A 25,900-nucleotide genomic window follows, 5' to 3' on the forward strand; every position below is an offset into this window, starting at 1 on the left:
CATACCGAGGCTCCGCTCGGGCCGCGGATTTGGATCCACAGCTCGACACTTCGCGGTTTGACGACACGCTGACAACCTTCTCTTGCCCGGTTCGATGTAAGGAGCTGATCTCGGTACTCCTCACGCTGAACCAAACCGGTCCGAAAACGGTCGTTTTTGAACAAGCGAGTCAAAGGCCAGCGATGCTTCGTCCGCCCACTATGGCCCTTGACGTCAGTCGGGAATTGGTCTAAACGCAGAGCGCCCCACGTTGCTCGACCCGATATTTATCACAGCAACAGGCGGATCTATCCAGCAGGGTCCATGAACGGACCTCCCCCGGTCTGAATCACCTTGCGTTTCATACGGAAACAGAGGCACAAGTCGATGCCCTCGCCCAGGAAGCCGCGGCAATTGGCTGGGACTCCCTGTTCCAGGACAAGTACCCGCACGCAGGCGGGCCGGGGCACTATGCCGCTTACCTGGCGAACCCCCACGGTTTCGAAGTCGAACTCATCGCCACGGAATGACTTCCAGTACCGGAGAATGCACGAAAAAACTCCGCTGATGCTGCCGGCTCAGTCCCTTCGAACCGGAACGCCTTGGATGGAAGACTTCTCGCGGATCTAGGCGTGGGGTGTCTGGTGAAGCCAGTTCATGGCCTCGTCGCGGGAGGTGAAAAACCGGGTGGGACACGGGAGTGTCCGCCGTGCCATAGCGAAGTTGGCAATGACACGACTGACCGGGCTTGAGCCAAGCAGGGCAATTCGCGAAGCGGCGCACTTTACGCTGAAAACGGACTTGGCCTGACGGGTCACCGCTTGGGTGTTCGTTATGTCGATCAACATCGGATACTCGGCACCGTCGGCAACCTCATTGACGCTTGCCATCGCCGCATGAACATCATCGGCCGCCAGAACAGTCTCCGGCTTCCACACAAGGTGGAGAACCCCATCGGAGTCGAGTTCCACAGTGCCCTTGCCGCCGTCAACAGTAATTGGATTCATTTCTACTCCCCCAAAGCATCTCGTGAAGCTAAGACTAACTGCCTGCTTGGAGGTAAGACCGCGAGAACCACCGACGCGATCTGAGTCACGTCCAAACCGTCAGTCTCAATAAGGTGATCCGCCGGCGTCGACTGAGCGGTAAAGTAGCGGTGCTCATAGAATTCGTCTATGGCTGAAACTCTCCGTTTAGGTAGACCCAAGTCACGATCACAACGTCAACGCCGGCCGTCTCCGCGTTTTCCGGCATGGCCTGGAGGTAGGTTCGTCCCACACCCTTGGAAACGGGACCTCCCATTGGGACACTCCCCCGCTTTTCTGGCGGCCAAGTCACCTTTGCAACGAACGGCATGGGTGGAATTCGACAGCGTTCCCTCAGGTAGGGGCGACGACTCCGCCGCTGTGCACAGGACGGACCTCCACTCCACCGCCGGTGAGGATGGAAGGATCTTTGCGGGCCAGGTCCAGCGCTTCGTCGATATCCGTCGCGTTCAGGATGTAGAACCCGGCGACGACGTCACCGCCGGCGCCATAAGGGCCGTCTGCAGGGCCGGCCGCTCGGATCGTGCGCGCATGGTCCCGCGGCGTGAGCGCATACGCGATGTGCATGCGACCCGTGGCGACGAGAGAGTCGAAGTGCTCGTCGCACTCCTTGAGATCCTCTTTCGTGGCTTTAGGTGCGTGCGAGGAGTCGTTTGCGTAGATCAGTACAGCGAATTCAGGCATTCGTTCCTACCAGGCTCATGGCCAACTGTCGTCAGTTTTTGTCCCAAGGAAGGGATACTACCGGAAGTATGTATATCCCGCCGTTGACCGCACCGGGAGTAGCATTCTTGTTGCCGGCTGACCTGTCCGCTCGGTCTCAGGGGTGTCCCGTTTCCTTTGGTTGTGGGACGCCTCGGTGGGTGAGATTCCTGGGCAGGCACCGCATAGATCATTGCCAGGGCCTGCTTCCAGCGTCTTCAATCCGTCCCTTCTAAGAGTGAATCTTGGAGATGCTTTCATCAGTAATCGGGTTATCTCGTCCTACCCAGGTCAAAGGCCAAGTTGGGAGAGGCCTGGATGGTTAGCCGGGCGAGGTCCGGAACGGTCCCAGTGGAACAGTCGTTCTGACTCCTGGATGGGAACATCGTTGATGCTGGCGTGCCGCTGGGCCATTAGCCCTTCGGCGTTGAAGAACCAGTTTTCGTTGCCGAAGGCACGGAACCATTCCCCATTCTCGGATTGCCACTCGTACGCGAACCGTACGGCGATCCGCGCATCGCTGAACGCCCATAACTCCTTGATCAGCCGGTACTCGTGCTCGCGCTCCCACTTGGCGGTGAGGAAACGCACGATCTCGTCCCGCCCGGTGATGAACGTGGAGCGGTTCCGCCAGCGGGAATCCTCAGTGTAGGCAAGGGACACTTTCTCCGGATCCCGGGAGTTCCAAGCGTCCTCGGCGGCTCGGACCTTCTGCGCGGCAGTATGGTCGGTAAAAGGTGGTAGCGGGGGTCTCGTCATGGTTTTTCCTTTCGCAGGGAGGGTGTTGAAGTTGAAGGTGAGAGGCGCACGGGCGGTTTCGGTACATCGACACCGCCCGTGCGCGGGCTTCAAAGATCGGAAGTCAGGGCCCGAACTGACCCCAATAGACATAAGGAGCTCTCGGTCGGACCGCTCCAAAGCCCTGGCCGGCGGACCGTCCCCTCTCACACTTCTCTGCGCTCGACGCCGTAAACAACTGCAGCCTTCTTAGGCGTTGACGACGGGAAAGTCAATCTCGACCTTGGCGGCCTTGTTGAAGTAGTTAGTCAGCACGTTCAGAGCGACGTGACCGGCAACTTCTGCGAGCTCTTCATCGGTCACGCCAGCGGCGCGAACCCTTCCGACAACAGATTCATCAACCAGGCCCCCGCCCTCGTTCAGCGCGGCTGCGTAAGCCAGCAGTGCGTTGACATGGGGGTCGATGTTCTCGCCGTGGCGAGCGGCCTTAATGTCCTCGACGGACAGCTTGCCAACATGCTCGCCGAGATAGGTGTGTGCCGAAAGGCAGTAATCGCAGCTGTTGCCTTGCGCGATGGTCAGTGCAATCCGTTCGCGGGTAGCCGCTGCGATGACGCCGCGGCTCAACGCCTGGGACATCGTCAGGTAGGCATCAAGAAGGGCCGGGCTGTTGGCCATCGCCTTCGTCATGTTTGGTACGACTCCCAACCGGCTCTTCACCGTCCCCAGCAGTTCGGCGCGGCGGGAATCGGTCGTGTCAATGTCAACGAGCGGAAGAGCGGTCATGGTGATCCTTTCAGGAGCACTTTTATAACGGGTTGGTGCGTTTGCATCCGTTAGAGAAGCTAGCAGTGATTTCTAACGGATGCAAGACTCCTTATGCGTTATACTCTTGATATGGCTGACACTGATCGCGCTTGGGTCCTCCCGGATGAGCCCAGACCCGTTCGTCTGATGAACACCATCTGGGCGGACCGCGGGCAGATATGCGACGACCTCAAGGACACCGGCGACCTAGCAGCATGGCTCGAGCAGGTCGGCCTCACCGCAGTCGTACCGCCCACCACAGTGGAATTGAAGAAGGCACGGGACCTCCGGGACGCGCTTCGCCGTATTGCAGCTTTTGCCACCGAGGACCGCCGGGTCTTGGCGGAGTCGGCAATGCCAGACATCACCCAAGCAGTCGACGTCATCAACGAACGCCTCGGCACCGGAGCCCCAGCAGAACATCTAGTGATCAAAGCCGGAACCCTCGGCCGCAAACAGTCCGATACACGCTCTCCCGTCGCGGCAAGCCTGGCCGTCGTCAGCACTGAAGCTGTCGAACTCTTCACCGCCCCCGACGCCCCCATACTGCGAGCATGCATGGCACCAGGATGCGTGCTTTACTTCGTGCAGACTCACCCGCGGCGCGAATGGTGTTCGGTAGCCTGCGGCAACCGAGCCCGCGCCACCCGGCACTACCACCGGCACCGCGAAAACGCTGTGCTATCCACCACCTAGCAGTCCCACTTTCTTGGTTCTGGGACAGTCCCGGGCAGTTGGACAGCCGACTGCCGTGTCTTCCGCTTTCTTCAACTCGAAGTCATAATTACACCCGCGTAACCTGCCAGCGGAAGGTCCATCGATCCCCCAATTGTCGGCGGGCCTTCTTCTTCCCGAGCCTATGGGGCTGTACCAGTTCGAGGAGCCATTCATCGTGAACAGCAGCAAAATCACGAAAAAGCTTGGCGCAACTGCCACTCCATTCGACAAGGCAATCAGCGGAACACTATTCAGCTACAGCAACACCGAGAGCTGACAACCCCGCGGAACGGCATGTTCAGCTGCCAGCATCCGCATCGGTCCAGTCCAGCGCTGCCGTGAGCCGGTCAGCGTCCGGCAGGTCCTGACGAACATCCGCTGGAAGGGCGTCGTAGGTGTAGGAAGCAACAGCCATGGAGCAGCTGGACGTTAGTCTTCGCTCGCGCTGGCGTGTCGACGGCGATCGCTTGAGGGGTTCCTGGCATAACGCACTGGCTGTGTCCGTGAGTTTCAGTAGCGTTAGTCGCAGACTTTCAGGGGTGCCAGTGCAGCCGTTCTAGGGTCGAATGCCGGCGAGAGCCAACATCACAAGGTCTCCGCAACGATCGCTGTTCAACCCAGGCAACTTCTCGCGGGACGCACACCAGGGGATGGGCTACCGGACACTACGACAGGCGCTTCAGGACCGCATCTCCGGGAAATTTATGACTCGCTCATGCTTAGAGGTTAGAAGGTTGACTTGGCAAAGGTGGGACTGCAGTATCTGTCTATGACGGTCCGCTCGCTTGCTACAGTCCCTCATGTACTCGATCGACTACTACCTGCGTGAGTACAAGTGCGAAATCGAAACAGCTCGCCGAGTGGGGCGCCGACCTGACCACGTGGTTTCTCGATCTCTACGCCCCTGCTCATGGGCGAAGGGCAGCCGTCGCGGGCTACTTCCTGGACAACCGCGTATTTGGGCTTTCAGGACCCAGGAGTCCCCGCGGCTTGACCCAGCCAAGTCCCCCTCCTAGCGTGGTGGCAAGTGAAAGGAGCCTTACGATGACCGTGTCGCATGAGACCGCCTTAGCAGAGCTGGCCGGGCATTTCAAGCCGGTCTTCGAGCAAAGCCCTGACGGCGTTTACCTCTGGCTCGACGAACAGCACAAGGTGTGCAACCAGCGGTTGGCCGCCATGTTCGGGTACGACGTCCGCGAGTGGCAGAAGGTCGACGACTTCGCCCACACGTTCATCGCGGACGAGAGTAGGTCACTGTACGTCTGGCACTACCAGCACCAAGTCGGCGGCCTGCAGTATCCGGTGTCCTTCCGCTTCCGCGGCAAGCGCAAGGACGGGTCAACTTTCGAGGCGGAGACGGACATGATTCCGCTGACGTACGCCGGCCATGTCGTGGCCTACCACTTCGTCCGCCAGATCGGCGCCTAGCTACAGGGGCGGACTGGGGGCGATGAGTGCACCGCCCCCAACCCGTTCCGGTGAGAAGAAGCTCGATCAGCAGGCGAACTGCCACATGTAGCGGCGGCACTCCAGCGAGTATCCGCGCACAGCGGCGTTGTGGGCCGCTGTGCGGAACGCGAATGTGTAGAACATCAGCGGGGCAACGAGCGGTCGCATCCGCGTGGTGATGCCCGGGAGCTCGAGCTCGCGGCTGTCCACGCGGAACATCTCGCCGCTGTACTTCTCGAGAAGCGGTTGACCCACTCGGCCAGGGTGGCCAGCAGGGCGGGGCCAGGGCCGGGGGGCCCACAGAGCTACTTCACGGGGCTGCTATTGTCCTCTCTTTGCTGACCACCGAGCCGAGGCCCCGCGGACTGGGGTGAAACTACCCCGCCACCCCCCCCGAGACTCACGGACAAACCAGGTATACCTGCGGTGACGTGATCGGTGGTCCTGGGGCATCCCCGGTACTCCTCGTGGGGAAAGTTCGCGTCCTACCCGCACGCCTTCGCGGCGGCAGCCAAACTCAAGGACCTCCGTGATGCAGGTGTCCAGATCCGCATCATGGTCCCGACAGTGACGGAGTTCCGCGGCAAAGACTACCGCGGCCACGACATCGTCCTCGGCCGCCCGTCGAATACACCATCACCCGACTCATGGCACGCCTCCTGGCGGAACATCCCGGCGCAGGGAACCTCGTCAAGAATGAAGGCGCCCGCGTTTGAAGTCCAGCATTGCTGTTACTGTGAACCATCGCAGATGACTTGGGGGAAATCATGCACCAACGTTTCGCCACGGTTCTTACCGCCGCATTGACAGCACTTGCCTTGTCCGCGTGTGGGGGCCAGCAGCCGGCCGCGGACGTGACCACCACTCAGCCAGCAGCTCCACAGCCCTCCGCAGCCACCTCAGCGTCGGCGACAGCGAACCCCTCTGCCGAAACGCCGATACGGGTGCCGACAACAGGGCTGCCGTCCGCACAGTTCTGTGATGCCGGCGAGACATACCTTGTGAAGTTTCCGAACCTGCCTCGGGTCCGGCCCCCGGCCGGATCAACCACACCGTCGGCATCAAGTATGTGCGTCTACACGGCGGTCACCGGCGACCTCACTGGTGCCCCGGCCGCAACTCTTGCCCGAGGAGACCTCACGGGTGACAGCCATGAGCTCCCCACGTTCAAACGACTCTGCGCCAACGACACCGAGCTCGTACCCGGCGGCGTCACCATCAAGGCGGAATGGGTTCTGGCCCGCGGATGGTCCGGATGGACCGCTACAAAGGACGGCGCTCAGATTGCGATGCTTTGCACAGCCGAACACCGATTCAGCGGCTCGTTGATGAACGTACCGGGCTCGACTCCGGAGGATGCGCTCAACATCATCCTGGCAGCCATCGACTGAAGCCACTCCCAAACCGAGTAAGACGTACCCTGACGCCCGCTTGCTCAGGATCTGCCAGCACGGGTGCGTCGTATATTCGTGAACAGTCGCCACAGTTTTCCCCGAGTATGGCCGGATAACCCGGCCGACGTACTGGACCAATCTGCCTTTGAATGACACAGGCGCTGCAAGAAACAGGGTATCCAGTTTGGGGCAGTCAAAGCCTTCTCCAATGTATGAGCCGGTACCCACGACCAGCAGGGGCTGCGCATCATCGGTGGTGGCAAGAAGGTCGACGGCGGCCTGTCGTTCCTTGGCGTTCAATGGACGTCCTTTACGGGAACGTGCACGGAGCGCACGGTTCATGCCGCGCAGCGCGCAAAGCCATCTCTGACACCCGCCGCGCCCCTACCTGTGCTGCTGTGGCGGCGCCCGCGAACAGTCCTCCTTCACCTACTGCGGCAACAGTGGGGACGGAATGCGCATCCTGGGCCTCGCATCGGGTCTCCTGGGCGCGCGACGTTCAAGATCGTGGTCGCGGTGTATCGGTAGGAATCAGGTGCCTGGTCTTGGGAATGATCCTTCTGCGCGAGAGCCGCAAGGCCCGGATGTGGACAATGCACACGGGACGTACCCAGTCAGCCTTTCATCAGGTCCGCGTGGTGCACTGCGACAACGTTCGGGTGGGCCCGAAGCCGGTAGCGAAGAGCGTTATCACCGTAGGTTTCCAGAATCGGGCTGTTCGTTGGGTCAACCGAAAGGCCGCGCGCCTTGGTTTGGAACTCTGGGCTCACCGCTAGCTGCGGCATCCTCGCGTCCAGTGCCGGGTTATAGAAGAACGGAAGGGAGACCCTGTCCGTGCCGCGAGGCGGCGAGACCACGCGGTGCAGGGTCGCCTTCAGGTAGCCGTTCGTGGCCAGCTCGAGCATCTCGCCGATGTTGACCACGAAAGTTCCGGGCACCTGAGGTGCGTCGATCCAAGTACCTTGGTACTCGACCTGGAGGCCACCCTTCCCGGGCTCCACCAAGAGGAGCGTCAGCACCCCGCCGTCACGGTGGGAGCCCACACCCTGCTTGGGTTCCTCGCTGGATGATCCCGGATACCGTACAACCTTAAGCACGGGGAAAGCCCGCGCGGCGAAGGCCTCATCGAAAATGTCCTCCGGCACTCTGAGGGACACCGCCAGAGCCCGCAGGAGAGCCAACGAGATCGTGCTTAGCCGCTCCATCCACTCGGCGACAATCTCCCGCATTTCCGGCAGCGCCTCCGGCCACAGGTTCGGCCCCTCCAGGCGCCAATAATCCGCGACCCCCGCGCCCGGCGCCACCACGTGCCTGTCTACCCCGATGTCGATCTGCTCGCGCCAGTCGACTGCACCCTCCGTGAGTTCCCCGCCGACCCGTGTGTAGCCACGAAACTGCGGGCTGTGGACATTCTCAATCGCGAGCTTCTGCTCTTCGGGCAGCTCAAAGAAGCGGCGGGACACGTCCAGCATGGCGTCCGTGAGCTCCTGCGGGATGCCATGGCCGGCCAGATACAGGAAACCGACCTCATGCATGGCGTCGCGCAGTTCGTCACGAAACCGGGATGCCTCCTCCGCGCCCGCGTTCAATCGGGAGAAGTCGACTACGGGCAGTGTTTCGATCGGCAACGTCTCCAGTCCTTTTCCAGCAAACTTGCCAAGCCGGCGCATGTGTCTGCTTCCATGTTACGGCCGGGCAAACTACCTTGGGCAGGAACGTGGCCAAATACCACATCCGGACCGGCGGCACCTCCTGCGCAAAGTCGCGACCAATCGACCGCCCGTTAACGGTTGTGGCATGCCATGAACAGGACAGATCGTTCATGAGCGTTTGTTGAGCTCCTTGCCCGAGGGCCACATCGTGTACCCCCAAACGGCGTTCCTCCCTCTACAGGCGCCGCAATAATGCATAGGACAATGCCGCGAATCCATAACTTCATCGGAAGTCCGCCCAAGAGCGGCCTCGATCTGCCCCAGCCCGGTCCGGCTTTGCTCCAACAGCGCGGTAGCCTGGAACAACTCGAAAGCGATAGTGTTGCCCTCCGGATCATGCTCATCATCGACATTCGAGTTCTCCCGGGCAGCACTCACCGAGCTAATATCTTGGCGGAGTGCCTCCAGGAGTGCATACTTGCGGTCCCGCTACCGCGAACACCCATGCACCGTCGAGGATTTTTCCAAGGCCGCCGTCGTCGCCTTCACCAAGAACCTGGCCCGCGACTACGCCCAGTACAACGTCCGGGTCAACGCCGTCGCGCCCGGCGAAGTTCGCACACCCATGCTCGAAGCCGGGCTGGCACGCAGCGGCCGCACCGTCGCCGACCTCGACGTACTGGTACCTTTTGGGCGCATCGGCAAGCCGGAAGAAGTCGCCGCGCTCGTAGCGTTCCTCGCCTCTGACGAGGCGCCCTATATCTGCGGATCCGTCGTCGAAATCACTGGCGCACAGGCCGTCGCATGAGCGCCGGAATGTTGGCCGGGAAGACTGTCCTGGTCACCGGCGCCTCCCGCGGCATCGGCAGGGCGACCGCCTTCGCGCTTCACCGCGAAGGTGCGAATGTTGTCCTGCACTACGGCAACGACAAAGACTCCGCCCAGGCCACAGCGGATCGGCTCGGTAACCGTGTGAAGCTTGTCCAAGGGGACCTCAGTGAGCCGGCCGAGCGCGGCAGGGTCTGGGACGAGGCTGCCCAATGGCGGGACGGCGTAGACGTCCTGGTGAACAACGCCGGCGCGTGGCTGGCCTCCGAGATTGACGACACTGGCGCGTGGCAGCACGGCTGGCAGGCGAACTACGAGCTCAACCTTCTGACTCCTGCCGATCTCTGCCGGCAGGCAATCCTGGAGTTCCGGGAGCGGGGCGGGGGAATCATCATCAACGTCACCAGCCGCTCCGCGCATCGGGGTGACGACGCCGAACACCTGATATGTAGTCCTGCGTTGTCAATAGGCATGGGGAAGCGGTCCCGGGGTTGAGTTGCCTGGGACCGCTTCCCTGATATGTAGTCCTGCGTTGTCAATAGGCATGGGGAAGCGGTCCCGGGGTTGAGTTGCCTGGGACCGCTTCCCTTTGTGGCCGGGATGGGCGTTGGTGTGTGGTCAGCGTGTCGTTGGCGACGGCGCGGTCAGACTGATATGCGCGGGTTGGTTACCGCAGGACGAAGTGTTCGGCTGGAGGTTACCGCTGGTCTAGCAATGACGGGCGTGGCCATTCCGGTTGCCCATAGGTGTATCGCGGGTTTACTCCACGCGCTGCAAGGACCACTCACGACTTTCACTTCCCGGGTTTTTCCTTGCCCCCTGGATCAGGGGCCGGAAGCTGTCGAGCGGGGGCCGACTTCGGCCTGATGTGCGCCGGTGGCCAGGGACCAGCACCACCCGGAGAGCTCGCGGGCGATGGCGACGTTGGCGATGACCGGACGCTTACGGCGTTCGAGATAGTTGATCCAGCGGTTATGCAGACGCCGATTACCGGCATGGCCGCGGATCCGTGCTTCGGAACTGGCTTCTTCCCACCGTGACCGCATCAGCCGTGACGGGTTGTCGTATGGTCTGCGGTGGTGCCAGGCTGCCTCGACGAGCAGCCGGCGGGCGTGTGTGTTGCCGGTTTTGGTGATGGAGCCCAGAGACCGGGACGCTCCCGATGAATGCTCTGTCGGGACCAGCCCGAGGTAAGCCCCGATCGTGGCGCCGGTAAAGCGATGCCAGTCACCGATCTCCACAGCCAATCCGAAGGCAGTCAGGGTCGAGATTCCCCGCAGGCACTGCAGCGCCCGGACAACGGATGTGTATTCGCTCCCGTACGCCATCGCAGTGATCGCCTCATCGAGGCGGTCGCGGCGGTCCGAGATCTCGTGCATCGCCTCAAGAGAAGACTCGTAGGTCAGTTGCCGGGCAGGGGCATCGAAATGCTGCCGGGCCAACCAGAGCTGATGGGTTCCGGTCCAGGCCTGCCCGCCCGAATACACCATGCCCTGGCGAAGCAGGAGCTTGGAGATCCGGTGCCGGGACCGCATCAGATCCCCGCGGACATCTTCCCGGGCGCGCACGAGGTCCCGTGCCGCTTCTTGGTCCGCTGACGGGATCCTGACCGACGTAATCTCGCCGAGTTTCAGCAGCCGGGCCAGATGGAGTGCGTCCTTGGCATCGGTCTTCACTCGGTCCCCGGACGGGCGCTGGAGTTTGGACGGAGCCGCGACCACCGTGTCGATCCCCGCCGCGAGCAGGAACCGGGCCAGACCGAAACCCGTCGGGCCGGCCTCGTAGACCACCCTCACCGGGGTAGGCAGGGATACGATCCAGGCAAGAATCTCGCCATGGTCCGGAGTCATCCGGTGCGGAATGACTTCACCGGTCTGCCCGTCCAACGCGCATGCGACAACGGTACGGGCATGGACATCCAAGCCAACGCTTGTACGCTCGAACATAGCTGGAACCTCCAATTTTCAAATGTGGCTCTACCTGTCCGCCAAGTGTGGCAGGCAACCCACGCCTTGCTTTGAAAAGGAGGTTCCAGCCCCTTCGGGCCACACTTCCTGGTCCTTCTGGCAGAGGCCATCAGCGCCGGGACCAGGATCCGGAACGCCACTACACTTTTACAAGCGCCCCCACGAACCTGGCGATCCGGATCCGCCCCGGCGACAATGGCATTCAGAAGGACCGCCCCTCGGCAGCGAGCCCCTCCTGCCTCATATCGTCTAGCCTACGGTGCAGCCAAGGGCGGGTTACTCGCCCTGACCAAAGGCATCGCCCGCGGTTACGGCAAAGAAAACGTCCTTGCATACGCCATCGCACCAGGCTGGGTTGCCCCAGACATCGCCGCCCACCTCACCCCAGAAAGATCCATACTCCAAGGCCTTCCACTCAGGGAGGTCACCCCGCCGGAGGATGTCGCCGAGGTCATCACCTTCCTGGCCTCGGGCCGCTCACGGCACACCACGGGCGCCACCATCGATATCACAGGCGCCGACTACGTGCGCTGAGCTCAAGCATCGCAAACCAACACCGAAAGGGCGAGCCGCCAATGGAGCTTAGGCGCATTACTGACTGGACCCTCCTGCACGGAGCCACCATCGAAATCCGCCACCATGGCAGTCCTGTCTGCAGCGGCCATGTCGACGCCGTCACCGACGACGGAAAGATCCTATGGCTGCGGCCCACCGACCAGAACCGGAGGCTGTTCGAAAAGGCCGAGTTCTACGAGGCCTGGGCAGCGGATGACCGCCCAAGCTTCCACTACGAAATTACAAAAGCTCTCCGCGAGCATGCCCCGGTCACGTCAGCTGCTTACCCACGCCCTGGCACCGAAGCGGGATATAGGGTCCATTTCGGCTTAGCCACTGGATCAGTCGATGAGCCCTACGTGCATTGCGACCGGCAACGAGCAGGAGTCGACTCCTGCAGCTGGTCGGCCACACACACTCGCATCATGCTGCTGTCCTTCTACGCGTCCATGAATGACCAAAGCATCAGGGCTGTTTGTCATTCTGATGCTCCATATCGCTGGTCGGCACCTGCACGCAACCCGGGGCGCCAAGCGCCGGGCTAAATCAGGAATTTCCCTCGGCGCTCCTCCGTCGCATATTTCCTCAAGAAATTCCTGACCATCGGCGGCACCTCAAGTTTGTACTCCGGCGCCTATACCCAGCACTGACTCCTGTATCAGAACGCCCAACAGATCCAACGACCGGGCACAACGCCCGCGCCGCGTTCGAAGGAGAAGGAAACATGAAAGCGCTCACCATCAAAACGCCAGCCGACGTCCTCAGCTTTCCTCGCCCTCGCCGCCATCAGGCAGTCACGTCGAAAACCGTCCACCCGGACCTGGCGATGAGCGCAAAAGAACCAACCCAAGGTCATATGGCATATACCTTCTGGCTGCATGAACTCGTGTCAGCAGAAAAGGACAAGGAGAGGGCACCTGATCAACCGCTGCATCATTTGTAGACCGGTGTTGACACTGTCAACACCCCATTTGGACGGACAAATAGCGGCCCGCCCCCGCTCAAACAGCACAGAGGGCACGAACCGGCGAAAAAACGTCAAGAAACTACCTGCAGATCATGTCACCACCGCAACCCAGGGCATGAATAAGTGGAAGGCCAACCACGGCCACCAAAAACAAGCCAGAAAGGAGACATGAATGGCCCCGCAATCCAGCAGGCGGAAGGCCCACTAGCCAGGGTCCGGAAACCACCACCCACACACCTAAGTAGGCCACCGCGGCCGCCAGGCCACAGCCCATGCACTAGCGTGGACATTGTCCACACTTCCTTTTTGCCACCACGAAGCACCTCGGAGCTGCAGGCGAACGTGCGGCTAGCCTCTTAGTCTGTTTCGGGGCCGCTGCAGAACTGGCAATCTTCTTCACACCCGCCCTTGTAACGGGTTGGCACGTAACCGCCCGATTTCGTTCGGTTGTTCGTCACTGGATTCTCCTCAACTGTTTGGTTTGCCTGCGGATGTTAGAAGTGGAGTGACTGGGTCGTGAGGAATTCTTCGATGCCATAGGCCCCCCGTTCCCTGCCATAACCGGACATCCGAAACCCACCGAAGGGCGCATCGGGATGTGTGGCCGCACCGTTGATGGATACGCTCCCGGTACGGATTCGTGCAGCGACCTTGCCCGCCTCGGCGGAGTCGGGTCCCCATACCGCACCGCTGAGTCCGTAAGGGGAATTGTTTGCCATGGCCACTGCTTCGTCGATGTCGCTGTATGGCACTACGGCCAGGACCGGTCCAAACACTTCTTCCTGGGCGAGTCCGCCGTCGGCGTCGGTGAGGTAGGCCTCAGCCGGAACGTAGAAGCCTGCGGGGTCGCCCCAGACTGGACCGGAAGCAAGGAGTTCAGCGCCGGATTCGCGGGCGGCGGCTGTCAGGCTAAGCACTTTGTCTCTCTGGTCCGCGGTTGCGACAGGCCCGAGCACCGTGCTGGCTTTCGAGGGATCGCCAACGGGGAAGGAAGCAACCTGAGTTTTGAGTGACGCGGACACCTGTGCGAGGGCCTCTGATGGAACGATGAGTCGGGTCAGAGCGGCACAGGTCTGACCCGAGTTTTGAAAGCTCTTTTCCAGGGTTTTGCTTACTGCCAGCTGAACGTCGACGCCGGGGAGTACCAGGCTTGCTGACTTTCCGCCTAGTTCCAGAGATACCTTTTTGATGTGCTGGCCTGCTATGGCGGCGATTCTGGCGCCGGCGCGGGTGGATCCTGTAAAGGAGACGAAGTCAATTGCCGGGTGGCTTATGAGAGCCTCTCCTGTGGTGGGTCCGTTCCCGAAGACCACGTTGAAAACTCCTGGCGGCAGGCCCGCTGCTGAGGCGACGTCGGCGAGGATAGCTGCGTTGGTTGGTGCCACTTCGCTTGGTTTGAGGACTAAGGTGCAGCCGGCCATGAGTGCAGCGGCGACCTTTGAGGCTATCTGATAGAGCGGGTAGTTCCACGGCGTGATGCAGGCCACCACGCCGACCGGCACCTTGCGGATCCATGTAGCGTCCAGTTGTTCATCGACGAGCACTTGATGTCCGAGCCTTGCCGCGCTCCTGAACGTTTCGACGGCAGGAGTGACCTGCATTCGGACACATTTGTGCCGGGGTGTGCCCACTTCCAGTGTGATTCCGTCGGCAAGTTCTTCTGCCCGGGCAGCGAGGCCGTCAGCGATACGGGCGACGACGGCCGCCCTTTCGCCCACCGCGGTGTCACGCCAGCCCGCGAATGCCTCTGAGGCGGCGAGGCTGGCGTGCTCCACGTCATGGACACTTGCAGCCGTGACCTGGCCGATGCGACTGCCGTCCGCGGGGTTGTACACATGCATAATGTCTGTTCCGGTGACGGGAGTCCAGCGCCCTCCGGCGAAGATGCGGTTCAACTCTGCGATTTCAGCCATTGTCCTTTTTCCTCAGCGTGTATAGAATCGTATAGGAAAGTCTATAGGAGATTTAGGGATGGGTAAATATGCAAACCGCTATTTCAGAAACCGGCTCGGGTCCAAAGATTCGGGCAGCGATCGAGGAGCTCCCGCCCTACAGTGCAGGCAGGAGCGTCCGTGACGCAGCAGGGGAGGGCGCAGTTCTCGAATTGCTGGGTCTTGCTGCGAATGAAGGGCCGTATGGCCCATTCCCCTCGGCTGCCAAGGCTGCACTGGAACAAGTAGGCCGGGCCAACTTGTATCCCGAGTCAGGTTTCCGCACTCTTCGCGCAGAACTCGCTGACATGCTTGGGGTAGATATCGCAGACGTTGCCGTTGGGGCCGGCGGGATCGGACTGATCCACCATCTCTCAATAGCGCTCCTGGATGAGGGCACAAACATCGTTGTTTCCGCACCCACTTTCCATGCATATGCCCTGGACGCCCGAAAGCAGGGCGCCACAACGCTCAGTACACCTGTCCGCCAGGATGGGAGCTACGATCTTGGTTCTATGCTGGGTCTTATCAGCGATGCAACGCGCATCGTCTACGTCTGCAACCCGAACAATCCCACAGGCGGCATTGTCAGCAGGGAAGAGCTGCTCAGCTTTATTGCGGCCGTCCCGGAGCACGTCACAATTGTCGTGGACGAGGCCTACTTTGAGTACGCCAAGTCTCCGGAGTACGCGGACACCATCGCCGAAAGGGACTTCAAGCGTCGTAACTTGGTCACGCTGCGGACGTTCTCCAAGGCCTACGGCCTGGCGGGTCTGCGGGTCGCGTACCTGGTGGGCTCGCCCGAAATCATCGGGGCTGTTCAAAAGGTGCAGAGCAACTACGAAGTGTCCAGCGTGGCCCAGGCTGCGGCATTGGCAAGCCTGCGAGAGCGAGAAGAGCTGGAACGCCGTGTGGGGCTAAATGAGCATGGCCGCAACGAGCTTACCGAAGGCCTCCGCAGTCTCGGATTTGAGCCATTAGTCTCACACGCGAATTTCGTCTACGTGCGAGTAGGTGACGCGAAGGCGTTCACCAAAGCACTTGAGGCGGAAGGCATTATCGTACGCCCCGGTAACGCCATGGGTGATCCTTCAAGCGTTCGGATCACCGTAGGAACCCCGGAACAGGTGAACGCTACGATTGCAGCCTTGGACAGAGTCGTGACGAAAGGTCTAAGCAGCGGCGCGTAAAGGCAGTTCTACGATCCTCTTTGAAAATCAAGGCAATCGCATAGGATTAGCTATACGCTTTGTTGGCTGTTGGTTGCTGACGCGGAAACGGGCAAACCATGAGCCTTGATTTCGTCCATAAAGTTGCTCCGAGAGGGAAACATGACAGCTGTCCAGTCTAAGGTCGACTTTGCCCATGAAATATTGCGGACACGCATTGTGGGCTCTCAGTATGCAGCCGGACAGCGTCTGATCATCGACAACCTCGTCAAGGACATCGGCGTCAGCCAGGCCCCCATCAGGGAGGCACTTCGTCGGCTGGAAGCCGAGGGACTGGTTGAATACGGGACAAACTCAGGACCTTCCATCGTTCAGCTTGATAAGACACATTGGTTCAACCTTATGGAGATGAAAGCCGTCCTGGAGGCGTACGCCACCCGCGCCGCAGCCCCCCTGCTGTCCCGTGAGGAGATCTCAGCGCTCCGCGAGACCAACGGTAAGCTGTTGGGCGCCTTGGAGGAGTTCGATTTTGAAGCATGGACAACGCTGAACCGTCAATTTCACGAGATGATTCATAGTCGCTGCCCCAATGTTCTCCTGATCCGGGAGCTTCAGCGGCTCTCCCAATGGACCGATACTGTCAGCAGCTTGGTGTTCGCCCGCGAACGCGGCATCATCATTCAGACCTTGGGACTATCTGCGGGTAAGGAAACCATCGGCTTCCATACACGGATCATCGACGCCATCGAGAACGGCGAAGCCGACACTAACCTCGAAGAGATAAGCCGCGAGCACACGCTGGTCCTGGTACGCCGTGTCCAGGAGAAACTGAGCAATCGCAGCGCAGCCTAACTGGATTCCAATTCCCAAAAACGGCGAGGCAGCCCTAAGGGGCCGGCCTGCCTCTTTCGTTGGGTCGCTGCCAAGCTCGAGCTGTCTACTCCAACGCAGGCTGTATGACCGGCAAAGGGCCTACTTCCTACGGCCAACGCCTACGAGCGGAACCAGTCGCTCGTATGTTGGACCAGTTCCTTTTGTGACATGGATTCAACAACGTCCAAGGACCGTTGAACCTGTTCTTCCGTTGCCCAGAGCCTGCTGGACTTGTCTCCCAGTGAGTAGACGGATCCAGTAACCTTCATGAGCTGGTCCGGGCGCAACACGAGAACGTTTCTGTGCCGCAGAACATGTTGCATGAGTTCTGCGTATAGCTCCGGGTCGTATCCGGTGGAGGAGGTGCTCACTATCCCCAGCTCCTGGGCCGGTCCACGCAACGAGTTCGTGAGCTCATCCAGGAGATCCGGCGAGGCGTTGTTACTTTCGTACGAGCCCTCCCCCTGGCTCTCCATGTCCGCGGCTCGCTGGCTTTTCAGCCTCAGCTGAAGGTCCTTGGTAGGGGCCACCAGAACGAATAGCGTGCCCGGCCCCCGCAGGCCTGGTTCGGCCACGTCGTCAACGACGTGGGCGAGTTCTGAGAACCTACCGCCGATGTGTGGGGCTTCGACGATGAGCAAATCATCCCTGTCGGCGTGCTGGGCATACCAGTCTCCGACGGCCTCCCGGACCCAAGTGCCCATCGCCGTTCGGATGCCCTCATGGGTGACGCCATCAATTTCGGGATATGTAGCCGACGCCGAAGGGTGACTGTCCCAGGATTCTCGCGAGACGTCCCATTGCATGACGGTGCTGGGGCGTCCGTCTGTGTCGGCTGCCGCCGCGATCTCACGGACGAGGAGGCTCTTCCCTGTACCGGGCAGTCCGACGACGACGATACAGCGGAGCCCTGCGATTCTGCTCCACAGTTCGTGAAGGTATGGAGCCGGAGGACTCTTCGGTTTGTCTGTCACGGGTTTTCCCGTCACCGGAACTGGTCCACGCTGATCATGTCGCCGACTACAACCTCCACCACGGTGGGTTTGCCGGACCTGAAGGCGTTCTCGAGTACCGGGGCCAGTTCCTGCGGCGATGTGGCACGTCCGTAGGAGGCTCCGAATGACGTGACGAACTGCTCGAAGTTCGGGTTAACCAGGTCGGTGGCTATCACCTTTCCACCGTAAAGGTCCCGTTGCATCTGCTGGACGTTGCCGTACTGGGAATTGTTGAAAAGAACCGTGACCAGTCCGATATTGTGCTGAACTGCAGTTGCCAACTCCGTTGCGGCGAACATGAAACCACCGTCGCCTGTCACCGAAAGCACGCGCGTGTCTGGTTTTGCCACCTTGGCTCCCAGGGCAGTGGGGAAGCCATAGCCGAGCGTGCCCATATAGCCGGTGGAGATGAAAGTCCGGGGCTTGTAGACGGGCAGCAGGATGCGGCTGGCAAAGCCGACTTGGGTGAGTTCATCGACGAAGATGCCATCAATGCCGAGCGCCTCGCGAATGACAGTGAGATAGGCGGTCTGCTGGTCCAGTACGGCGCTGCGTTCCTGCCACTCCTTATGCACCAGTGTCATTTGCTCGGTGATGTCGGCATTTTGGATGCCTCTCTTTTCCAATCCTTCGATGAGGACCGGCAGGTGTGATTCGAGGCGCCCCGTGATTGCCGCATCGGGCTGGCCATAGCGGCCGTGGACAGTCTGGTCGACGTCGATCCGGATCACCTTGCGCGCACCTCTCCCCCAGCCCTGGAGAGCTGAACGGGCGCTGCCGCCCAGAGCGATGAGCACATCAGTCTCGGCCCACAGGGGCTTGGCCTCGGGCAGGAAGCAGCTTAGGGGATGCCGGCTGTCGACGATGCCGCGTCCTGTGCGGTAGCCGACCACGGGTGCCTGAAGAATTTCAGCAAGCCGTGTGGCTTCAGCTGAGACATCCTGTGCCCCGTTGGCGACGAAGATCATGGGATTCTTGGCGTTGGCCAGGATGGAGAGGGCTTTTTCTATTCCTTCCTCATCGATGACGTCTTGGGGACCGTGAGCGACGGGGAACCGGTCCGGGACCGGAGCACGATGCTCCAGCACGTCCATCGGCACCTCAATCGCAGCCGGACGGGGCCGTCCGGTGTTCAGGGCGCGGATGGCAGCCGCAATTTTGGTTCCCGCTTCTGCTGGATGAGTGACCCTGTCGTAGTGCTTTGTCAGGGAACGAAGGAGCCCAGGCTGGTCCGGGACCTCATGCAGCGTTCCCATTTCCCGGCCAATCATCTTCTGCGGGACCTGACCGGTGAGGAACAGCATCTTTGCATTCAGGCCGTACGCAGTGGCAAGCGCCGCCCCGGCGTTTAGTACGCCTGGCCCCGGCACAACATTGCAGACGCTTGGCTTGCCCGTGGCCATGGTGTGGCCCAGAGCCATGTATGCGGCGCCCTGCTCATGACGGGTGTGGATCACGCGAATGTCCTCTCCCGCGTCATAAAAGGCGTTGTAGAGCCAGTCGTTCTGTACGCCAGGCAAGCCGAAAATGGTGGTCAGGCCGTTCGCCTTAAGGCTGTTGACGACGGCTTCGCCGCCGGTGTTGTACGTGGTCATAACTTAGATCTCTCCTTTGATGGGAAGTGGGACTCGCAGGAAGTCTCTGCCAACCCAGGTCTTTCCGGGAAACTCGACGCCGGCTTCGGCCAGTATTTCCTCGTCAGACACCGGTCCGAAGGTGCCGACGGGGCTAAGGAGAAGGGCTTTCGCCTTGGCAGAGGCCGCGATCCGGGCGGCGCCCGTTGGGTCGCTGTGGACTGAATTCATGCGGGGTAGTACGCGGGCTGCCCTCGCTGGGCTGAGGTAGTCCGCAGCGTTGGCCAGATACGTGGTTTCGTGGACGAGCAAGTCCGCGTCCTGAGCGAGCCTGGCCAGGAAATTGGAGGGCCGCGTGTCCCCTGAGAAGCACACACTCAGGCCCGACTGGTCAATTCTGTAGCCGAAGGCATAAGGCACCGGTTGATGATCAACCAACACCGCGGTGATCACCGCATTGCCAAGTTGAATGATCGCATCCGCCTCGATTTCGATGACCTCGACAAACTCCCTCAGATGCTTCCGTCCTTCGTCATCCATGCGGGAGCGGATGTCGAATTCGAAAGCTTCGTAATGGAGCTCGAAAAGTCTTTTCAAGGGCGGTGGCCCGATGACCTGGATAACCCTGTCCAGCTGAGACCACGCCAAGTGCAGCAACATGGCGACGTCAGCCACATGGTCGATGTGATGGTGCGTTATGAGAATCCGTCTGAGCCTGCTCAGATCCAGCCCTGCGGTGACAAATTGGTTGACCGTGCCGTTTCCACAGTCGATGACCGTCACCCCATCATCGATGACGAGAGCATGCGATACCGGGCGCCGGCCGGGCTTGGGTGTGGGGCCACCGGCAGAGCCAAGTACTACGACTTCATTTACGCTCGGGCGTCCGGATACCGTGTCTGCAGTGCTGTTCATTGTCCTGCCCTTTCCGTCCTCGTCATCATGCCTGCGTGGGAGCCCATGGACTCCGGGGCGGGGGGCGAAAGCTTGACTGCAAGGGTGAATGCGGATGTCAGCGCCGGACCGAGAGAGGCACCGGATCCGGCATAGCCGGGGCCCATGAGGGCGGCTGCGGATTCGCCAGCGGCGAAAAGGCCACGGATAGGTTCGCCGCGGTGGTCAAGTACACGTGAAAATTCGTCGGTGACCAGACCCCCCTTGGTGCCATTTGCGCCCAGGGTGATGGGCACGGCAAAGAACGGCGGTTCAGTGATGGGGCCAAGGCACGGGTTGGGTTGATGCGCTTGGTCCCCGTTGAACCGGTCGTGCGCGTTTGCGCCGCGGCTGAACCTTCTGTCCGCTCCGGTTCGGGCTGAGTTGTTGTTCTCTGCCACAGTCAGGTGCAGGGCTGCGGCATCGATGCCGCAGTTCCGGGCAAGGGATGAGAGACCGTCCGCCTCGATGAATTCCTTGGGCGCCGGTGCCGAGGGCCCGATGCCTGCTATGGATCGGGTGCTCCTGAAGTTCGCATCGAAAATGAGCCATGCGGGTTGGTTGGGGAACCGATGACCCGCAGCGTCAAACGTGTAGAACGACTTGCCCAGATCGTTGTAGGAGCTTGCCTCATTTACGAAGCGGACGCCGGCCGCGTTCACTAAAATCGAGCCTGGGAAGGCGAGCTCCCGAACCACATTCCTGTGGAGACTTACGCCGTCGATGGTCTCTCCCTCAATAGATGCGGCGGCAGTCCACCAGGCTTCGCTCATTCCGCGTAGCCTGCCTCCCAATGCCGTGCCCAGCCGGAGACTGTCCCCTAGCGAACCGGGAGCAGCCGTCGGAACAATCTCCACGGGCGGAAGAAAGTCCTTCCGAAGATCGGCGCTGCGGGCAAAACCGCCTGAGGCGAGGACGACGTTCTGGGCCACGATCTCCCCTTCCTCCATGCCGAGCAGGAAGTCTCCAGCCAACCGGCTAACGGACGTGACCCGGGCGAGGGTTCGCAGTTCAACGCCACGCCGCAAGGCCGCCCTTACGAGTCCCGCAACAAGTCCGGATCCCTGGGTCCGCACATCCGACGCTTCCCGCTCCGCCACGAGAACGTTGTCTATCCCAGTGCGGGTCTCGGGCCCCGTGAGGGGACGCCTTGTAGGAGAGGTACGTGTTCGTTCCTTCCAGGCGCCGAGATCCTGGGCCGGAACGGGTAGGGGTTCAACAGTGCGGCCCATCGCCGCGCCGGCCCAGTCCGGGTGGTAGTCGGGGCGGTCAATATTAACGACAGGTATGTTGAGCTCATCCTCAAGGTAGGTGACGAATTTGGGTGCATTTTCCAAGAAAGACCGCAGACTGGCCGCTGGGGATACCCCAAGCGTCACCCGCTGAAGGTAGGCCATTGCTGCGTCGGCAGAATCACTGAAGCCTTCACGGATCATTGCGGGCGAACAGGGAATCCACATCTGGCCGCCCGACAAGGCAGTGGTCCCGCCAAGGAAATCTGTTGATTCCAGCACGATCACCGAAAGACCGCGGTCAGCTGCCGCGCAGGCTGCAACGAGGCCCGCTCCGCCAGAGCCGACCACCGCTAGGTCATATGTACGCCTGCTCATGGTGCTGTTCCTTCAGTAATAGTCGAGAACACTATTGGAAATCCTATAGGATGAAACCGGACTAGATAACTGAACTCGTGCCGCAATCCCTTTCGCATACAGCAGTGTGGCAACTAGAGCACCAGGATTTTGGAGAGAAAGTCGCGGGCACGCTGTGTGGTTGAGTTGGTGAAGAAATCTTCGACGGGAAGATCCTCCAGGATTCTGCCGTGGTCCATAAAAACCACCCGGTCGGCCGCTCGTTTGGCAAACCCCATTTCATGGGTAACGCAGAGCATAGTCATACCCTCCTTTGCCAGACCTGTCATCACAGCAAGTACTTCGTTAACCATCTCTGGATCAAGCGCAGAGGTTGGCTCGTCGAAAAGCATGATTTTTGGGTCCATGGCCAAGGTGCGGGCTATCGCAACCCGCTGCTGTTGCCCTCCGGACAAGCTCTGCGGGTACTTGTCTGCGTGCGCCTCCAGGCCTACACGGGCCAGCAGCTGCGCGGAGCGCTCCATCGCTTCCTTTTTACTCCGACGGAGTACTTTGACCTGCGGCAGAGCCACGTTCTGCAGTGCTGTGAGGTGCGGAAAAAGCTCGAAGTGCTGGAACACCATTCCCACGTTGAAGTGCAGCTTCCGGGGCACTTTCTTCCTTGGCTGCAGCGTGAAGCCCGCGATGTCTATGGATCCGGAGTTGATTGGCTCCAATCCGTTCAGGGTCTTAATGAAGGTGCTCTTGCCCGAACCCGAGGGGCCGCAGATTACGACAACCTCCCCTTTCTCCACCTGGAGGGAACAATCGGTCAGAACCTCTACGTCCCCATAGGACTTCGATACGCCCTTAACACTGATCATCTGTTCTTCCTTTAGTCGGATATCGGGGTGCTTCTTTCGGCACGCCCTGTACCAGGGCGGGTATTCCGTTCATCAAGGCAGATGCGCTTCCGGGGTCAGTGGTGAAGCGCACGGAGGAACTCGATAAAACGGGGATGGGTGGCGTTGTCGATGGTTTCCTTTGCCGGTCCGTCCTCTGTGATTTGGCCGTTCTCCATGAAGATCACCCGGCTGCCTACTTCCCTCGCGAACGCCAGTTCGTGTGTTACGACCACCATGGTCATTCCCTCGGAGGCGAGCTGTTTCATTTCCTCGAGAATGTCGATCCGCAGTTCCGGGTCCAGGGCGGACGTGGCTTCGTCAAAGAGCATGACCTCCGGCTGCATTGCGAGGGCTCGAGCAATCGCAACCCGTTGCTTCTGCCCGCCGGAGAGGCTGCTGGGGAAATAGTCCTTCTTATCCTCCATGCCCACTTTGCGGAGCCCGGCCAGCGCTAACCTTTCTGCCTCAGCCCGGTCGGTGTTTTTGGCCCGGAGGGGACCGATCATTGCGTTCTGCAGCACCGTCCGGTGCGGGAACAGATTGAAGCTCTGAAATACCATGCCCATGGACATTCGCCATGCGGCGATGGCCCGCATTTCTGCCCGTCGGGCCTTGAAGTCGAAAAAATCAATCTGGCTGTTGGACCACGTGCTGCCCTTGAAAGTTATCCTTCCGGTGTCGGGGGGCGCGATGAGGTTCATGGACCGCAAAAGGGTACTCTTTCCGCAGCCACTGGGACCGACCAAAACCACTACTTCACCCGGATAGATATCCAGATTGATGCCTTTGAGGACAGTCACTTCCTTGGGCGTCCCTGCGTTATAGGTTTTCCGGACGTTTCGAAGGGAAATAATTGGCACCCGCGCCTCGGTCGCCGCCGGCTGCGCATCTGGTTCCTGCGTGGGCTTGAACTCGCCGGCTTCGATGTCCTCATCAGTCATGAGTTCATCCTCATTCCTAACTAGCGGATCAGTCATGGCTTTGGGCCCCTTTCATACGGTGAGTCCACCGTCCGCTGTCAGCGCTGCTCCTGTGATGTAGGAGGCGTCGTCGCTGGCCAGGAAGGCCACAACGTTGGCGATCTCCTCATAGCGTCCTTCTCGCTTGAAAGGGACAATTTCCCGCACTCGGTTCCGGCGATTCTCGATCATCTCGTCCGATGAGATAGCTTTCCGATCGGCCATAAAATTTTCGAGAATGCCAGCACAAACTGCGTTGGCCCTGATGTTCGAACCGGCGAAGTCACGGGCGGTCACTTTGGTGAGTTGCAGCAGGGCGGCTTTGGAAACGCTGTAGGCGGCTTCGTTGTTCGATGCCTTGAAGGAGGCAATGGACGCGGTGTTTACAATCACCCCACCGCCGGCTCTGACCATTCCGGGTACAACGCGGGACGTCATCATGAACGCGGACCGAAGATTGATATTCATCGTCAGATCCCATACTGCAAGGCTCGTTTCAACAACGTTTCCTGTCGGATTGACTCCCGCATTGTTGAACAGGACGTCGATCCTGCCGAACTCCGACAGGCCGGCAGCCACTACATCGTTCACGACACTTTCTTGGGCAATGTCACCGCCCAATGCCACCACAGATGAACCGAATTCGGCTCTGCATTTGGCAGCGAGAGTTTCTACCTTCTCCTGGTCCAGGTCTGTGAGGATCAGCTTGGCGCCTTCCGCGGCGAACTTTCTGGTGGACGCCTCACCCAGACCCCCGGCAGCTCCTGTTATCAGGACTACCTTTCCTTGGAAACGCATGAGAACCTTTCGATTTGATGAGTGGTGTCCACGAACGTGATCATGGAATGCGCAGCTTTCTCTCGACCCAGGAGCTGAAGGTGGTAAGGATGAACACGACCACCACATACATGAGTCCGACGAGCGTGTAGTACTCGAAGTACTGGAACGTCAACGCCGCCGTGTGGCTGGCCCGGTACATGATGTCAGCGACACCGATGACGCCAATGATGGACGAATCCTTCAGGATGATGGTCAGCTGGCTCACCAAGGACGGTATGGCCACGCGGATTCCCTGCGGCAGGATGATGTCCGTATAGGTGCGGCCCGTGGACATTCCCAGGACGGCTGCAGCCTCGCGCTGCCCGCTTCCGACGCTGGAAAGCGCTGATCGGAGGATTTCGGCGATGTAAGCGCTGTTGAGGATAGTGAGGCCAATGATGCCTGCGACGATGGGTGGAATGGGGACGCCTATGATGGCAGGCAGTGCGAAGTAGATAAAGAGGACGTAGACATAGGCCGACAGCGATCTGAAGATTTGCGTCAGAGTGAATGCCGTCCTTTCGAGCCACTTCAGCCCGCTCAAACGCATCAGAGTCAAAACCAGGCCACCAACACAAGCGAGGCCGAAGGATGCAAATGATACAGCGAGAGTGATGTAAATGCCCTCAGAAATTGCCCCTGTTGAGCCCAGGACAGGACCCCAGGTGGACCATAGCTTCTCGAACCAGTCGGTCATTTGATCTTTAGCCTCCGTTCAGTGAGGTTGAAGGCGAAGGAGGCTGCGAAAGCCATCAGGACCAGAACTATTGCCAGTGCCCCATAGGCTTCGAACGGCAGGAACAGACTCGTGGAGATTTCCTGGGCCACGAAGACGGCCTCCGCGACACCGATAACAGCAGCGTAGGTGGCTCCTTTGAGCTGCATCACGAAAACGTTTCCCAACTGGGGCAAAGCGATGCGGATCGCTTGGGGGAAGAGTACCGATGTGTAGGCCTGCCACCGTGTCATGCCAAAGGACTTTGCTGCCAGCGCCTGTCCCTTGTCGAGGGCAAGGAACGAGGACCGGAAGACCTCTGCGGTTACCCCGGAGGTTGCTATGCCGAGAGCGATGATCACGGCGGCTATAGGTGGGATGTTGATTCCGATGACCTGAGACACGCCGAAGTAGACCCACAGCAGCAGGACGTACAGCGGCGCTCCTCGGATGATCTGGACAAGAATGTACGAGACGGTCCGGGAAAACCCGTTTCCGCGAGACATCGAGGCCAGGCAAAGTCCAATGACGACCGTGAGGGCGAAGCTTGCCAGCGCGATGTAGATGTCCACTGCGGCTCCGGCAAGGAAGAGGTCATACCGGCTGAGGACTGCGCCCCAATTCATATCAGGCATTATTTCCTATGTGCGTATTGGGC

27 protein-coding genes and 1 pseudogene are annotated in these 25,900 nt (G+C 60.3%); 10 read left to right on the forward strand and 18 right to left on the reverse strand.

Going from position 1 to position 25,900, the window contains the following annotated elements; all coding sequences use genetic code 11:
- Positions 1-605 precede the first annotated feature (605 nt).
- The 4 genes from M1D88_RS09490 to M1D88_RS09505 all read right to left on the reverse strand — a co-directional run bounded on the left by M1D88_RS09490 (position 606) and on the right by M1D88_RS09505 (position 3,251).
- On the reverse strand, positions 606-986 hold the full coding sequence (locus tag M1D88_RS09490; RefSeq protein WP_458114261.1) for a DUF7793 family protein: 381 nt from the start codon (positions 984-986) through the stop codon (positions 606-608).
- 372 nt (positions 987-1,358) lie between these two features.
- Positions 1,359-1,709, reverse strand: coding sequence for a YciI family protein (locus M1D88_RS09495; protein WP_458114262.1), 351 nt, complete (start codon positions 1,707-1,709; stop codon positions 1,359-1,361).
- A 309-nt stretch (positions 1,710-2,018) separates the two neighbouring features.
- Positions 2,019-2,486, reverse strand: a complete 468-nt coding sequence (locus M1D88_RS09500) for a nuclear transport factor 2 family protein (protein WP_458114263.1) — start codon at positions 2,484-2,486, stop codon at positions 2,019-2,021.
- Positions 2,487-2,714: 228 nt separating this feature from the next.
- A complete protein-coding gene (locus tag M1D88_RS09505; RefSeq protein WP_458114264.1) occupies positions 2,715-3,251 on the reverse strand; it encodes a carboxymuconolactone decarboxylase family protein in 537 nt (178 codons plus the stop codon).
- A gap of 111 nt (positions 3,252-3,362) precedes the next feature.
- Here M1D88_RS09505 and M1D88_RS09510 point away from each other — a divergent pair, with 111 nt between their 5' ends.
- The gene (locus M1D88_RS09510; protein ID WP_458114265.1) at positions 3,363-3,968 is read left to right on the forward strand and encodes a CGNR zinc finger domain-containing protein; all 606 of its coding nucleotides are present in this window, start codon (positions 3,363-3,365) and stop codon (positions 3,966-3,968) included.
- A gap of 1,065 nt (positions 3,969-5,033) precedes the next feature.
- Positions 5,034-5,417 carry a PAS domain S-box protein gene (locus M1D88_RS09515; protein ID WP_458114266.1) on the forward strand — a complete coding sequence of 128 codons (384 nt, stop codon included), beginning with the start codon at positions 5,034-5,036 and terminating at the stop codon, positions 5,415-5,417.
- A gap of 66 nt (positions 5,418-5,483) precedes the next feature.
- Here the strand turns inward: M1D88_RS09515 and M1D88_RS09520 are convergent, their stop codons facing one another.
- Positions 5,484-5,693 carry a hypothetical protein gene (locus tag M1D88_RS09520; RefSeq protein ID WP_458114267.1) on the reverse strand — a complete coding sequence of 70 codons (210 nt, stop codon included), beginning with the start codon at positions 5,691-5,693 and terminating at the stop codon, positions 5,484-5,486.
- Positions 5,694-6,205: 512 nt separating this feature from the next.
- Here M1D88_RS09520 and M1D88_RS09525 point away from each other — a divergent pair.
- Positions 6,206-6,829 (forward strand): hypothetical protein, encoded by a 624-nt coding sequence (locus M1D88_RS09525; RefSeq protein ID WP_458114268.1) that lies wholly within the window; start codon positions 6,206-6,208, stop codon positions 6,827-6,829.
- A gap of 617 nt (positions 6,830-7,446) precedes the next feature.
- On the opposite strand, the gene M1D88_RS09530 is transcribed toward M1D88_RS09525, so the two are convergent.
- Both M1D88_RS09530 and M1D88_RS09535 read right to left on the reverse strand, forming a co-directional pair.
- Complete coding sequence (locus tag M1D88_RS09530; protein WP_458114269.1) at positions 7,447-8,502, reverse strand: isopenicillin N synthase family dioxygenase; 1,056 nt, start codon at positions 8,500-8,502, stop codon at positions 7,447-7,449.
- A gap of 276 nt (positions 8,503-8,778) precedes the next feature.
- Positions 8,779-8,931: pseudogene (locus tag M1D88_RS09535) on the reverse strand (TraR/DksA family transcriptional regulator); the annotation flags it as partial.
- Here M1D88_RS09535 and M1D88_RS09540 point away from each other — a divergent pair.
- The gene (locus tag M1D88_RS09540) at positions 8,864-9,292 is read left to right on the forward strand and encodes an SDR family NAD(P)-dependent oxidoreductase (RefSeq protein WP_458114270.1); all 429 of its coding nucleotides are present in this window, start codon (positions 8,864-8,866) and stop codon (positions 9,290-9,292) included. The pseudogene M1D88_RS09535 and the gene M1D88_RS09540 sit on opposite strands and share 68 nt — an antisense overlap.
- A complete protein-coding gene (locus M1D88_RS09545) occupies positions 9,289-9,807 on the forward strand; it encodes an SDR family NAD(P)-dependent oxidoreductase (protein WP_458114271.1) in 519 nt (172 codons plus the stop codon). Before M1D88_RS09540 ends, M1D88_RS09545 begins: the two co-directional genes overlap by 4 nt.
- A gap of 329 nt (positions 9,808-10,136) precedes the next feature.
- Here the strand turns inward: M1D88_RS09545 and M1D88_RS09550 are convergent, their stop codons facing one another.
- Positions 10,137-11,258 carry an IS110 family RNA-guided transposase gene (locus M1D88_RS09550; protein WP_458113828.1) on the reverse strand — a complete coding sequence of 374 codons (1,122 nt, stop codon included), beginning with the start codon at positions 11,256-11,258 and terminating at the stop codon, positions 10,137-10,139.
- A 216-nt stretch (positions 11,259-11,474) separates the two neighbouring features.
- Here M1D88_RS09550 and M1D88_RS09555 point away from each other — a divergent pair, with 216 nt between their 5' ends.
- The 3 genes from M1D88_RS09555 to M1D88_RS09565 all read left to right on the forward strand — a co-directional run bounded on the left by M1D88_RS09555 (position 11,475) and on the right by M1D88_RS09565 (position 12,777).
- The gene (locus tag M1D88_RS09555; RefSeq protein WP_458114272.1) at positions 11,475-11,813 is read left to right on the forward strand and encodes an SDR family oxidoreductase; all 339 of its coding nucleotides are present in this window, start codon (positions 11,475-11,477) and stop codon (positions 11,811-11,813) included.
- Between the two features lie 41 nt (positions 11,814-11,854).
- Positions 11,855-12,379 (forward strand): hypothetical protein, encoded by a 525-nt coding sequence (locus M1D88_RS09560; RefSeq protein WP_458114273.1) that lies wholly within the window; start codon positions 11,855-11,857, stop codon positions 12,377-12,379.
- Between the two features lie 179 nt (positions 12,380-12,558).
- Positions 12,559-12,777 (forward strand): hypothetical protein, encoded by a 219-nt coding sequence (locus tag M1D88_RS09565; RefSeq protein WP_458114274.1) that lies wholly within the window; start codon positions 12,559-12,561, stop codon positions 12,775-12,777.
- A gap of 518 nt (positions 12,778-13,295) precedes the next feature.
- Here the strand turns inward: M1D88_RS09565 and M1D88_RS09570 are convergent.
- Complete coding sequence (locus M1D88_RS09570) at positions 13,296-14,714, reverse strand: aldehyde dehydrogenase family protein (protein ID WP_458114275.1); 1,419 nt, start codon at positions 14,712-14,714, stop codon at positions 13,296-13,298.
- Positions 14,715-14,782: 68 nt separating this feature from the next.
- Between M1D88_RS09570 and hisC the strand changes: the two genes are divergently transcribed.
- Together hisC and M1D88_RS09580 are read left to right on the forward strand one after the other, a co-directional pair.
- On the forward strand, positions 14,783-15,922 hold the full coding sequence (gene hisC, locus M1D88_RS09575; protein ID WP_458114276.1) for a histidinol-phosphate transaminase: 1,140 nt from the start codon (positions 14,783-14,785) through the stop codon (positions 15,920-15,922).
- A 141-nt stretch (positions 15,923-16,063) separates the two neighbouring features.
- Entirely contained in the window at positions 16,064-16,753 is a 690-nt protein-coding gene (locus M1D88_RS09580) for a GntR family transcriptional regulator (RefSeq protein WP_458114277.1), read from the forward strand.
- A gap of 140 nt (positions 16,754-16,893) precedes the next feature.
- Here M1D88_RS09580 and M1D88_RS09585 read toward each other — a convergent pair whose 3' ends face one another.
- The 9 genes from M1D88_RS09585 to M1D88_RS09625 form a co-directional block, all read right to left on the reverse strand.
- Entirely contained in the window at positions 16,894-17,748 is an 855-nt protein-coding gene (locus M1D88_RS09585) for a hypothetical protein (protein ID WP_458114278.1), read from the reverse strand.
- 11 nt (positions 17,749-17,759) lie between these two features.
- Positions 17,760-19,364, reverse strand: coding sequence for a thiamine pyrophosphate-dependent enzyme (locus M1D88_RS09590; protein ID WP_458114279.1), 1,605 nt, complete (start codon positions 19,362-19,364; stop codon positions 17,760-17,762).
- Between the two features lie 3 nt (positions 19,365-19,367).
- The gene (locus tag M1D88_RS09595) at positions 19,368-20,258 is read right to left on the reverse strand and encodes an MBL fold metallo-hydrolase (protein ID WP_458114280.1); all 891 of its coding nucleotides are present in this window, start codon (positions 20,256-20,258) and stop codon (positions 19,368-19,370) included.
- Positions 20,255-21,886: an FAD-dependent oxidoreductase gene (locus tag M1D88_RS09600; protein WP_458114281.1), complete on the reverse strand. Its 1,632-nt coding sequence runs from the start codon at positions 21,884-21,886 to the stop codon at positions 20,255-20,257. Before M1D88_RS09600 ends, M1D88_RS09595 begins: the two co-directional genes overlap by 4 nt.
- 113 nt (positions 21,887-21,999) lie before the next feature.
- A complete protein-coding gene (locus M1D88_RS09605; protein ID WP_458114282.1) occupies positions 22,000-22,728 on the reverse strand; it encodes an amino acid ABC transporter ATP-binding protein in 729 nt (242 codons plus the stop codon).
- Positions 22,729-22,823: 95 nt separating this feature from the next.
- On the reverse strand, positions 22,824-23,690 hold the full coding sequence (locus M1D88_RS09610; RefSeq protein WP_458114283.1) for an amino acid ABC transporter ATP-binding protein: 867 nt from the start codon (positions 23,688-23,690) through the stop codon (positions 22,824-22,826).
- A gap of 51 nt (positions 23,691-23,741) precedes the next feature.
- Positions 23,742-24,506, reverse strand: coding sequence for an SDR family NAD(P)-dependent oxidoreductase (locus M1D88_RS09615; RefSeq protein ID WP_458114284.1), 765 nt, complete (start codon positions 24,504-24,506; stop codon positions 23,742-23,744).
- Positions 24,507-24,546: 40 nt separating this feature from the next.
- A complete protein-coding gene (locus M1D88_RS09620) occupies positions 24,547-25,224 on the reverse strand; it encodes an amino acid ABC transporter permease (protein ID WP_458114285.1) in 678 nt (225 codons plus the stop codon).
- Positions 25,221-25,877 (reverse strand): amino acid ABC transporter permease, encoded by a 657-nt coding sequence (locus M1D88_RS09625; RefSeq protein WP_458114286.1) that lies wholly within the window; start codon positions 25,875-25,877, stop codon positions 25,221-25,223. Before M1D88_RS09625 ends, M1D88_RS09620 begins: the two co-directional genes overlap by 4 nt.
- Between the last annotated feature and the right edge of the window lie 23 nt (positions 25,878-25,900).

It is taken from the genome of Arthrobacter sp. R1-13 (assembly GCF_054161475.1).